This window comes from Pseudomonas sp., from assembly GCF_036387035.1.
Lineage (GTDB): Bacteria > Pseudomonadota > Gammaproteobacteria > Pseudomonadales > Pseudomonadaceae > Aquipseudomonas.
This window is the reverse complement of the sequence record NZ_DASVUM010000211.1, coordinates 26,214-36,994: the sequence shown is the minus strand read 5'-3', so window position 1 is coordinate 36,994 and position 10,781 is coordinate 26,214. Positions and strand designations below refer to the sequence as shown.

The 10,781-nt window shown below is 60.6% G+C and carries 10 protein-coding genes; 7 read left to right on the top strand and 3 right to left on the bottom strand.

What is annotated here, in order from left to right:
* Positions 1-56: 56 nt before the first annotated feature.
* A complete protein-coding gene (locus tag VF672_RS19910; protein WP_331106257.1) occupies positions 57-800 on the bottom strand; it encodes an SDR family NAD(P)-dependent oxidoreductase in 744 nt (247 codons plus the stop codon).
* Between the two features lie 138 nt (positions 801-938).
* On the opposite strand from VF672_RS19910, the gene VF672_RS19905 reads away from it, so the two are divergent.
* On the top strand, positions 939-1,874 hold the full coding sequence (locus VF672_RS19905) for an AraC family transcriptional regulator (protein WP_331106256.1): 936 nt from the start codon (positions 939-941) through the stop codon (positions 1,872-1,874).
* A gap of 9 nt (positions 1,875-1,883) precedes the next feature.
* Here the strand turns inward: VF672_RS19905 and VF672_RS19900 are convergent, their stop codons facing one another.
* Positions 1,884-2,759: a LysR substrate-binding domain-containing protein gene (locus tag VF672_RS19900; RefSeq protein WP_331106255.1), complete on the bottom strand. Its 876-nt coding sequence runs from the start codon at positions 2,757-2,759 to the stop codon at positions 1,884-1,886.
* Between the two features lie 174 nt (positions 2,760-2,933).
* On the opposite strand from VF672_RS19900, the gene VF672_RS19895 reads away from it, so the two are divergent.
* From VF672_RS19895 to VF672_RS19870, 6 genes are all read left to right on the top strand, one after another.
* Entirely contained in the window at positions 2,934-3,806 is an 873-nt protein-coding gene (locus VF672_RS19895; RefSeq protein ID WP_331106254.1) for a transketolase, read from the top strand.
* Position 3,807: 1 nt separating this feature from the next.
* On the top strand, positions 3,808-4,809 hold the full coding sequence (locus VF672_RS19890; protein WP_331106253.1) for a transketolase family protein: 1,002 nt from the start codon (positions 3,808-3,810) through the stop codon (positions 4,807-4,809).
* A 10-nt stretch (positions 4,810-4,819) separates the two neighbouring features.
* Positions 4,820-5,683, top strand: coding sequence for an NAD(P)-dependent oxidoreductase (locus VF672_RS19885; protein ID WP_331106252.1), 864 nt, complete (start codon positions 4,820-4,822; stop codon positions 5,681-5,683).
* Positions 5,684-5,748: 65 nt separating this feature from the next.
* Positions 5,749-7,098 (top strand): MFS transporter, encoded by a 1,350-nt coding sequence (locus tag VF672_RS19880; protein WP_331106251.1) that lies wholly within the window; start codon positions 5,749-5,751, stop codon positions 7,096-7,098.
* A gap of 39 nt (positions 7,099-7,137) precedes the next feature.
* Positions 7,138-8,100: an alpha/beta hydrolase gene (locus VF672_RS19875; RefSeq protein ID WP_331106250.1), complete on the top strand. Its 963-nt coding sequence runs from the start codon at positions 7,138-7,140 to the stop codon at positions 8,098-8,100.
* A gap of 159 nt (positions 8,101-8,259) precedes the next feature.
* The gene (locus tag VF672_RS19870) at positions 8,260-9,243 is read left to right on the top strand and encodes an MBL fold metallo-hydrolase (protein ID WP_331106249.1); all 984 of its coding nucleotides are present in this window, start codon (positions 8,260-8,262) and stop codon (positions 9,241-9,243) included.
* 471 nt (positions 9,244-9,714) lie between these two features.
* On the opposite strand, the gene VF672_RS19865 is transcribed toward VF672_RS19870, so the two are convergent.
* Positions 9,715-10,677 (bottom strand): LysR family transcriptional regulator, encoded by a 963-nt coding sequence (locus VF672_RS19865; RefSeq protein ID WP_331106248.1) that lies wholly within the window; start codon positions 10,675-10,677, stop codon positions 9,715-9,717.
* Positions 10,678-10,781: the final 104 nt, after the last annotated feature.

Genomic DNA, 10,781 nt, shown 5'->3' with positions numbered 1-10,781 from the left:
GCGATGTCGCTTACCGACAAAAACAGATGATCGAGCATGGTTAAACCCTCGCGTGTTCAGATGTTGTAGCCGCCGGCGACTTCGACGGTCTGGGCATTGATCCAGGCGCCCTCTTCGGACAGCAGCATGGCAATGACCCGCGCGACGTCTTCGGGCTCACCCACCCTGCCGAGTGCTGTTTGCGCCGCGAGCATGGCTTCGAACTCATCGTTCAAGCCGCCGCCCAGCTCGGTACGGATGGCACCTGGTGACACGGCATTGGCCCGTATGCGCCGCTCGCCAAACTCTTTGGCCATGTAGCGAGTGAGAACTTCGAGCCCACCCTTGAACGCCGCATACGGCGCAACGCCTGCGGTGGCGACGCGGGCAGTGGCACTGGTCAGGTTGACGATACTGGCGCCCTCCTCCAGCAGCGGCAGCAGCGCCTGGGTGAGAAAGAACGGACCTTTGAGATGCACATCGAAGAGGCCATCAAACTGCGCTTCGCTGACGGTGGCCATCGGGTTGAACAGGCCGTAACCGGCGTTGTTTACCAGGCCGCTTAAGGTCGTCGCATGCCACTTGTCCCGTAAACTCATCGTTACTGATTCGCGGAAGGCCAGGAAACTGCCGACATCCGATACATCGAGCTTGAGCGCTGCGGCCTTGCCACCCGTTTGCTCAATGCGCTGCACGACCGAAGCCGCCGCCTCGGGATTGGCGTTATAGGTCAACACGACGCCCAGCCCTTTTTTCGCAATATGCTCGGCGGCGCTGGCGCCAATTCCGCGGCTACCGCCTGTGATCACGATGACACCCATGTCTGTTTCCTCTGTGGTTGGAATGTGCGTCCACAGTAATAATCAGCGCCAGGCGAGTCATATCCGTTCCTGCCCAAAACCTGCCTGTTTCTGCTTTTCCCTTGCGCGCTGAGCCGTTCTGCCGTCAGCATGCAAGGCATGAATAATCAGCTCAATGAACTCAGATTACTGGCGGCCGGCGCTGAAAATCGGCGCACCGAAACGGGCATTCCACGCGTGGCCATGGTGCAGGGCAAGATCCCCGAGCACATGCTGGCGGCAGTCTATGACCCGATGATCAACGTGATTCTGCAAGGCAGCAAAAGCATGACTGTCGGGAACAGGACACTGCGGTATGACCCGGCGACCTATTTCGTCATGTCTGTCGATTTGCCAGCGGTGGGTCTGGTGCATCCCGCCGCATCGGGCGAGCCGTATCTGGCAGTCAGTCTGACGCTTGACCCGGCCGTCTTGTCGACGTTGTTTGCGGACCTGCCCAAACCTGCCGGCCGAGTGGAAAACAATCCTGGCTTCTCGGTCGCCTCGGTGACGACCGACCTGATGGATGCCTGGGTAAGAATGCTTCGGCTGATGGGCGATCCGGATGCCATCGCAGCGCTGGCCCCGGTGTACGAGCGCGAGATCATCTTCCGTGTCCTTCAGGGGCCGCATGGCTGGATGCTCAGGGAAATCGCAGCGCCCGATACGGCCATGGCTCGAGTGAACATGGCGATCCAATGGATTCGCCGCGATTTCGCAGAGCCTATCGGCGTGGAACGTCTGGCGGAACGAGCGTCGATGAGCGTCTCGGCCTTTCATCGCCATTTCAAGGCAGTTACGAATTTGAGCCCTTTGCAGTACCAGAAACGCGTGCGCCTGCTTCAGGCACGAACACTGATGGTGGCGAGCGCCAAAAGTGTGATGACTGCGGCCTTTGAAGTGGGCTATGAAAGCGCAACCCAATTCAGTCGGGATTATGCCAGGGTGTTCGGCCTTCCTCCGGCACAAGACGCGGGAAGAATCCTTCGGGACACGAGATCGGTAAGGGACTGCTCCTTGCCGGTGCAGTCCGGTCAGAAAGGCCCATGCGACTGACGTGCGGGACTAGGGTATTGCCGTGACACTCAGCTCTTCGAGCAGCCATTTGATGAACACGTGCGCCGCCGCATCGCGTGTTCGTCGCTTGGGATACACAAGGTAGTGACCCACATATTGAATGTCGTGGGTCAGGCCCCTCAGCGGCGCGACAAGCCTGCCGGTCTTCAGCTCGGTTTCCGCCAGCAGCGTTGACTCGAGCACAACGCCCATCCCATTCACCGCTGCCGCAATAGCCATCGTGCTGCGGTCAAAGCGCAGGGCGTAATGGTGGGTCGGCATCAGATGGTTCGCTTCAAACCAGCCCTTCCACTGCAGCATCTGCACGTCGCACTGAATCAGCCTGTGCTTGTACAGGTCTTGAGGGCTGCGGAGTGTTTCGGCAATTTCAGGGCTGCAAAGTGGCGTCAAGTGCTCCACCGCTAAAGGCACTTTTTCGTGAACGCTAGACCGTGGCTCGCCATAGACGACGTCGAGATCGAAATCATCATTCTCGAACTGGGCGTAGTCGGTACTGGCCGAGAATCGCAAGTCGATGGCCGGGTGGGCCTGCACGAAACGCGGCAGCCTTGGCATCAGCCACTGCACGCCAAAGCTCGGCGCGGTATGCAGGCGCAGCGGCGGTGGCTCTTCTGTCCTGGCCAAGGCAAACCCGCGCTGCATCTCGTCCAGGCCGCGCTGCACATGCTCCATCAGCACCCTTCCCTTGCGCGTGAGATTGACCTCGCGGGTAGTGCGTTCGAACAGCTGGATATCGATGGACTCTTCGAGCTTGCGGATCGAATGGCTCACCGCGCTGGATGAAATACCCAGTTCGAGTGCTGCTTGCACGAACGAGCCGCTACGGCCCACTGATTCGAAGACCCGCAGGGAAGACAGCGGCACTCTGCGCAGCTGCTGTATTAGTGAATTCTGTTCATTCATTGCTGCAAAAATGTCTTTTGTAAGGGCTTATTGGCGAATGCTAGCGTGCGCTCAAGTGTTGTGCAGGTTTATTTGATGAATTAAAAACATCAGTTTTCCTGTGTAGGCTCTCATAAAAACAAGCAGGAACACATCATGACCACAGTTGCTCAAGATGCCGGATTGGCCGCTGACCCGCTTCGTAAGGTGGCTCACCATGCCTGGCGCATCCGCCGTTTCGCCCTTCGCATGGGCGAGGTTCAGGGTCAAGGTTATGTGGGGCAGGCACTGGGCTGGGCCGACGTGCTGGCTACCGCTTACTGCCACGCGATGAAAGTGCGCCCGACAGACCCGCTCTGGGAAGGCCGCGACCGATTTTTACTCTCCCACGGTCACTACGCCATCGCGCTCTACGCAGCCTTGATCGAGGCTCAGATCATTCCCGAAAGCGAATTGGATACCTACGGTTCTGACGATAGCCGTCTGCCGATGTCCGGGATGGCTTCCTACACCCCAGGTATGGAAATGTCCGGCGGCTCGCTCGGCCAGGGTCTGCCCATTGGCGTCGGAATGGCATTGGCGCTGCGCATGAAAGGCAGCCCAGCCTGGGTGTTCAACTCGATGTCGGACGGCGAGCTGGACGAGGGATCGACCTGGGAAGCGGCTATGTCGGCGGCGCACCATAAGCTCGGCAATCTCATAGCGCTGGTTGATTTGAACAAGCAGCAGGCCGACGGCAACTCCCATGAGATTCTGGATTTCGAACCCCTGGTGGACAAATGGCAGGCGTTTGGCTGGCACGTGCAGCGGGTTGATGGCAACGACTTGCCGGCCGTGCTCGCGGCGTTCGATCAAGCCATGGCGCTGACGGCGTCCCAACCCAGGGTGATCCTGTTCGATACCTTGATGGGCAAGGGTGTCGACTTCCTCGAGACCCGTGAAAAAAACCATTTCATCCGCGTAGAGCCCGATGAGTGGCAGGCGGCGATCAAGGTCCTGGATGCCACTTACCAGACAGGAAAGCACTGAAATGAACACGCCAACTCTGCAAAAACCAAGACTGACCACTTCCGCCATGATTGCGTCGATTGCCAGCGAAGGGCAGCGTACCGAAGCGGCGCCGTTCGGCCACGCATTGGTCACCGCGGCACAGCGCGATCCGCGGATTGTGGGCATGACTGCCGACCTTTCCAAATACACCGATTTGCATATCTTTGGCCGGGAGTTCCCCGAGCGGCATCTGCAAATGGGCATGGCCGAACAATTGTTAATGGCCGCTGCAGGCGGCATGGCTAAAGAGGGCATGATTCCCTTTGCCACGACTTATGCCGTGTTCGCCACGCGCCGCGCCTATGACTTCATCCATCAGGTGATCGCCGAAGAACACCTCAACGTCAAGATCTGCGCGGCGCTGCCTGGCTTGACCACCGGCTACGGACCCAGCCACCAGGCCACCGATGATCTGGCCTTGATGCGCGCGGTACCTGGGCTGACGGTTATTGATCCCTGCGATGCGCTAGACACCGCCCAGGCTGTTGCGGCCATCGCCGAGTACGACGGCCCCGTCTATATGCGCTTGCTGCGCGGCAAAGTGCCGATGGTACTTGACCAATACGCGTACACCTTCGAACTGGGCAAGGCCAAACTGCTGCGCGATGGCAGGGACGTACTGATCATTTCCAGCGGCATCATGACCATGCGCGCGCTGGAAGTCGCCGAATTGTTGGGCGATGGCAGCGCTGATGTCGCCGTGCTCCACGTGCCGACCATAAAGCCTCTGGACGAGGCCACGCTTATCGAGCAATGCCGTCGCAGCGGGCGACTGGTGGTGGTGGCCGAAAATCACAGCAGCGTCGGTGGTTTGGGCGAAGCCGTGGCGCTGACCCTGATGAAGGCTCGCGTCAACCCGGCGTTTAAGCAGATCGCCTTGCCTGACGCCTTTCTTGATGCCGGAGCGCTGCCCACCCTCCATGATCGCTACGGCATCTCCACCCAAACCATGGCGGCCAGCATTCGTCACTGGCTGGCTTGAGGAACGACCCATGAATGTCGCATTTGTCGGACTCGGCGCCATCGGACTGCCCATGGCGCTGCAGATTCAACAGGCCGGTCACGTGGTTACCGGCATCGAACTGAGCGAAGCGGGACGCGCTCATGCGGCCGCGCAGGGCATCGAGGCAAGCGCGCAATGGCGCGCAGCCATTGATGCGGACGTCGTGGTGGTGATGGTCGCCACCCCGGCCCAGCTTGAAGCGCTGGTCACCCAGTTTTCCGAGGTCAGGCCAGGGCAACACTGGGTCATCATGAGTACCGTGGGCCCGGCCGCCGTTCGCGAACAAGGCGCCCGTCTGCTTGAGAAAGGAGTGCACGTCGTTGACGCCCCTGTGACGGGGGGCGTGGCGCGGGCCCAGACCGGAAGCCTGCTGATTTTCGCGTCCGGCTCGTCGTCGGCGCTGTCGCGAGTCGAGCCTGTGCTGCAGGCTATGGGCGAGGTCAGGGTCACCGGCGAACACGTGGGCGATGGCCAGGCAATCAAAGTCGTGAATCAACACCTGTGCTCGGTGCATCTGGTGGCCGCGGCGGAAGCGTTGAGCCTGGCCCGCTCATTGGGGCTTGACCCGGCCCAAGTGCTGGAACTGGTCCAGCACGGTGCGGGCGGCTCCTGGATGCTCACGGATCGAGGTCCTCGCATGCTCGAGGGCACCGACACCCGGGTGACGAGCATGGTGGACATCTTCGTCAAAGACAGCGGTCTGGTCGCCCTGGCCGCCCAAGCCTGCAACGCCTCGGTGCCCTTGCTGAACATCGCTCACGCGCGGTTTTCGCATGCCGCCGAGTTGGGCCTGGGCAAGCGCGATGACAGCCGTGTCATCGAAACCTGGCAGGCAGTTCCAGGCACTGAGTGATGCGATCCACGACAGGGCGGCGTCGCGGCTGCCCTTACAACAACAATAAAAGTTCGGAGTAAGCCATGAGCACATCTCAATCGGCGGCGCAGCCCCATGACACGGCCGCGAAGGTTTCATTCGCTTCCATGATTGGTTCCGCAGTAGAAAGTTACGACTTTTTCATCTATGGCACGGCAGCGGCCGGCTGGTTCGGGCAGGTTTTCTTCCATACCACCGAGCCTATCGTCGGCATCCTCGCGGCATTCGCAACCATGGCTGTCGGGTTTTTCATGCGGCCGCTGGGTGGCTATCTGGCGGGGCATTTCGGTGATCGTCTGGGACGCAAAACCGTGTTGCTCTGGTCGCTGTTAGCCATGGGCGGTGCAACGGTTCTGATCGGTGCATTGCCGACCTATGAACAGGCGGGCGTGCTGGCACCGTTACTGCTGATCGTGCTGCGCATGATCCAGGGGATCGGCTTTGGTGCCGAGTGGGGCGGCGCAGTGTTGATGGCCTGCGAACACGCGCCGCCTCATCGGCGGGGTTTCTTCGGCGCAGTACAGCAGATCGGCATACCGCTGGGATTGTTGATGGCCAATGGCGCGTTCCTGCTCTCGGCCATGCTGCTGGACGGCGATTGGGTCTGGCGAGCGCCGTTCCTGGCTTCGGTGCTAATGGTTGCCGTGGGAATGTGGATTCGGCTAACCGTGAGTGAGTCGCCTGAATTCGAGAAAGCCAAGGCTGAAAACAGCTTGGTCAAGCAGCCAGCCTTGCAGGTCATTCGGAACGACTGGCGCAAGGTTCTGCAGATCGCCGGCCTGCGTCTGGCGGAAACCGGCGGCTACTACCTTGCGACCAGTTTCATGGTGTCTTATGTGCTGTTGGCCGGTGTTGCAACCAAACAAAATGTGCTGTGGGGCACCATGATCGGGTCGGCGCTGGGCCTGGTCAGTCATCTTCTCTACGGCGCGTTGAGCGACAGGATTGGACGCAAGCCGGTGTTCTTGATCGGCTCGCTGTTTACCATCGCGTTTGGCATACCGATGTTCATGATGATCAACACCGGTGTGGTGGCGTTGGTGGTGGTCGCAGTGGCGATGGCGTTGTTGTTGAGCCATGACCCTATCTTCGCGGTCGAGGCGAGCTGGTTCACCGAGCAATTCCCCGCGAACGTTCGCTCTTCAGGCATTTCCCTGGGCTATAACTGCGCTTCCCTGATTGCGGGCACGTTGCCCTTTATCGCCACGTTGCTATTCGCCAAAGTGGGATGGATGGGGCCGGCAATCCTGTTCAGTCTGCTCGGCGTGGTATCAACCGCCTGTGGTGTGAAGATGCGAGAGACCGCACCGGCGGTGGCCAAGCCTCCGCACCCCCTCGAGCCTATAGCCCATGCCGCTTGCGCACCGGCGTTAGGCAAGCCGGTCCGGCACTGAGCTGGCAGGGAAGCAAGCCTGTTTATGGAAGTGCCTGCCATGCCACCCTATGAACTTGACCCTGCGTTGCAGGCTTATCTGGCCGCCTGCGCAGATTTCGAACCGGGCTCTCACGACCTGATTGCGCAGCGGGAATGTTTCGCCCGGTCTTGCCTGCATTTCACAGGCGAGGCCGGTGGGGTATTACGGGAGGATGATCGGGTCGGTCAGGTACCTGTTCGCCTCTATCGTCCCGAAGGTAAACCGCCTGATGGGGGATGGCCCGTCGTCTTGTACTTGCACGGCGGCGACTGGAGCCTGGGTGATCACACCACCCACGATTGGTTTGCCTTCGCCGTGATGCGTCGAGTGCCCGTGGCGATGGTGGCAGTCGCCTATCGGCTGGCGCCGGAACATCCCTTTCCAGCGCCACTCGACGACGCGATGGCCGTGTGGGAGGCCATCAGTGCCGGACGTTGGTCGGAGATGAGCACGGTACGGCTCGCGGTTGCCGGCGACAGCGCAGGCGGCACGCTTGCCGCCGGGCTGTGTATTGCGTTGCGTAATCTGGGACGGCCTCAGCCACGTTTGCAGGCGCTGGTGTACCCGATACTCACCGCCCGCAGGGAACTGGAATCGATGTCCAGACACGCCGGGGCGCCCTCTTTGAGCGCAGCCGACGTGCACGCTGCGATCAAGGGTTACGCACCGACTGCACGCGAACTGACGGATACAACCGCTTTCCCTCTGGACGCCGACAACCATGGCCAGGTCGCCCCCGCATTCATTGGCATCGCGGAATTCGATCCATTGTCCGACCATGGAAAGGCCTATGCGGACGTGTTGCAAAGGGCGCAGATTCCCGTCCGTCTTTTTATGGGCGAAGGCCTGGTTCACGGGGCATTGCGTGCTACCGGCGTGAGAGAGGTAGAGCGCTTTTACGACGCTCTGACCCGTGCATTGGCCTTGGCATTCCGGGTCGAAACGGCGGAGTGCTCCGACGCGCCTAATACCCAGGTATGACCGCGAATTACCCACGTATGGTCCCAACGCACTCACGTATGGTACCGACCCCCAGGCAGCTGCCACACACTCATTCTCCAAGCGATGCGTCGGTCTTTGGGCACAACGAGAGACCGACATTCGTCTGTGCTTCTCGACCCCACGCACTGGAGAACGACCATGACAGTTCCTGTAAACACAGCCCCGCAGGCAGCCCGCACCTACCCGAACAGCACCACGCTGCGTGAAGTGAACGAAAGCCATCACAGCACGTTGCAACTCACCGGCGCCGAAGAGCTGGTGTCCTCACGCTACGCCGTGCGAGTGGGTGACATAGACGTACTGATCATCAGCGATGGCGTGCTGCCGTTGCCGACCGAAACCATGTCCACCAACGCAGATCCCGCCGCACGCGCTGCCTGGTTCAAAGATATGTTCCTTGGCCCGGATGCCTTCGATTGGGCGTTGAACGTGCTGGTGGTGCGCAGTGGCGAGCAAACCATTCTGGTCGATGCGGGTCTGGGCGGTCAGTTCCCCGGCTTTCCCCGCGCCGGGCAGTTTCCCAAACGCATGGAAGCCGCCGGCATAGAACTGTCGCAGGTGACCGATATCGTCATTACCCATATGCACATGGACCACATCGGCGGGCTGCTGGTCGACAACGTAAAAAATCACCTGCGTGCGGACGTACGCATCCACGTCTCGGCTGCCGAAGTGGCGTTCTGGAAGGCGCCGGACTTCAGCCTTACCTCAATGCCCGGGCCGGTGCCGGACGTTTTGCGGGCAACCGCTGACGCCTTTATGGCCGCCTTCCACGACAAATTGCATGTTTTCGAAGAGGAATGCGAAGTGGCGCCTGGCGTAGTTGCAAAGCTCACCGGCGGCCACACGCCGGGCCACAGCATTGTGTATGTGAGTTCGAAGGAAGACCGGCTGACCTTTGCCGGTGACGCCTTATTCCCTGTCGCGTTTGAACACCCTGACTGGCATAACGGTTTTGAGCACGACCCTGAAGAGTCTGTTCGTGTGCGGGTCCGCCTGATGCAAGAGGCCGTCGCCAGCGGTGAATGGCTGGTCGCCACTCATCTGCCCTTCCCTTCGGTTGGCCGGGTCGTCGCCCAGGGCGATGCCTTTCGTTGGGTTGCCAGCTTCTGGGATTACTAGCCGCAGTCGCCACATCACCTGACATTCAAAGGCCCCTTCGTGGGCCTTTTTCTGTTTGTTTGCAGTCGACCGAGGCCAGATAAACGTGCCAGCCACGGAGCTTGAAACAGATAACCCTGGGCGAGCGTCGCTCGATGGTCTGGACAGTCGCCGCTACAGCCCCTCCCACTCAAGATCGAATGCACCCCGGGCAAACGGCCCCGACACGTTGCATCGCGGCCTGTCGTGGGGATTACTTGAGCCTCAAGCGCTGGTTCCCGTGCGCACCTGACAGATGCATCGAGATGACTTGCGTCATCGCTGCTCGCAGAGCAAACACCACGTTCCCCCAGATACGACAATGCCCGGCAAGCGGGCATCGTAGGTGAATAAATCTATGTGTTACCGCTTCTGTCACCGCCCCGAAAAACCACCTCTGTTCACCGCAGTCACGATCAACGCAGCGTCAACACCCGCGGCCATAGGGTCGGGTTATGCAACCGCGCGGAAGGGGGGATTAACGGTGGCGGAACGGATCGGCGTCGCCGCCTGCTCGCTCAGCAGTTCGCTGCACCGCGAGCGCAACCAGCGTTCGCCGGGGTCATTGTGGGTGGCGCTGCGCCACGCCATGGAAAGTTCCTGTTGCGGTAACGCCAGCGGGGCGACTTCGGCCCTGAGTCCGTCTTTCCCGTCCATGGCCTGGGCCACGTAATCCGGCACGATGGCGATCAAGTCGCTGTCAGCGAGCAACACCGGTAAGGCGCTGAATTGCGGCACGGTCAGCACCACGCGACGTTGCCGCCCCAACTGGCTCAGGGCGCGATCAGCATCGTCAACCGTGTTGCCCATGGACGAGATCACCGCGTGCGGCCGCCGGCAGAATTCTTCCAGGCCCAACGCCCCGCAACGCCCATCGGCGCGCAGCAGCATGGGGCGAATGGAGCGCAAACTTTTGCGCCGGGCATTGGCGGGCAGTGCCAGGGTTTGGCTGATGCCCAGGGAGATCTCACCGGAAAGGAGCATCTTCGTCATTTGCCAGTGGTCGGCCCGGCGCACCACTAGATTCATATGTGGCGCCTCGGCCCGCAAACGACGCAGCAGGTGGGGCAGCAGCGCGTATTCGACGTCGTCAGACAAGCCCAGGTGCACGGTTGCTTCACTGGATGCCGGGTCGAAGGCCTGGCAGCACCCGAGCGCGGAGGCAATGCAATCCAGTGCCGGCGTCAGGTGGGAGAAGATTTCCTGCGCCCTCAATGTCGGTTCCATGACCCTGCCGGTGCGCACAAACAGCGGGTCATCAAACAACAGGCGCAAGCGCGCCAGCGCACTGCTGATGGTCGGCTGTCCGAGGAACAGCTTCTCCCCGGCGCGGCTGACGTTGCGCTCGTGCATCATGGTTTCAAAGACAATAAGCAGGTTGATATCGGCGCGACGCAGATCATTTCGATTCATCATGGGGGCAAGGCCTTTGAGTCAGTGGATTTGAGCGTCGCGTCGCTGCTTCCTCAGGTCCGAATCAGCAATGCGCGGTGTATTGAGAGCCTAAGGGTCACGGTTAC

Excerpts from the sequence above, each read along its gene's own strand:
- VF672_RS19885 (WP_331106252.1), top strand. The coding sequence starts at position 4,820 with ATGAATGTCGCATTTGTCGGACTCGGCGCCATCGGACTGCCCATGGCG.
- VF672_RS19895 (WP_331106254.1), top strand. The coding sequence starts at position 2,934 with ATGACCACAGTTGCTCAAGATGCCGGATTGGCCGCTGACCCGCTTCGT.
- VF672_RS19875 (WP_331106250.1), top strand. The coding sequence starts at position 7,138 with ATGCCACCCTATGAACTTGACCCTGCGTTGCAGGCTTATCTGGCCGCC.
- VF672_RS19865 (WP_331106248.1), bottom strand. The coding sequence starts at position 10,677 with ATGATGAATCGAAATGATCTGCGTCGCGCCGATATCAACCTGCTTATT.
- VF672_RS19880 (WP_331106251.1), top strand. The coding sequence starts at position 5,749 with ATGAGCACATCTCAATCGGCGGCGCAGCCCCATGACACGGCCGCGAAG.
- VF672_RS19870 (WP_331106249.1), top strand. The coding sequence starts at position 8,260 with ATGACAGTTCCTGTAAACACAGCCCCGCAGGCAGCCCGCACCTACCCG.
- VF672_RS19905 (WP_331106256.1), top strand. The coding sequence starts at position 939 with ATGAATAATCAGCTCAATGAACTCAGATTACTGGCGGCCGGCGCTGAA.
- VF672_RS19890 (WP_331106253.1), top strand. The coding sequence starts at position 3,808 with ATGAACACGCCAACTCTGCAAAAACCAAGACTGACCACTTCCGCCATG.
- VF672_RS19910 (WP_331106257.1), bottom strand. The coding sequence starts at position 800 with ATGGGTGTCATCGTGATCACAGGCGGTAGCCGCGGAATTGGCGCCAGC.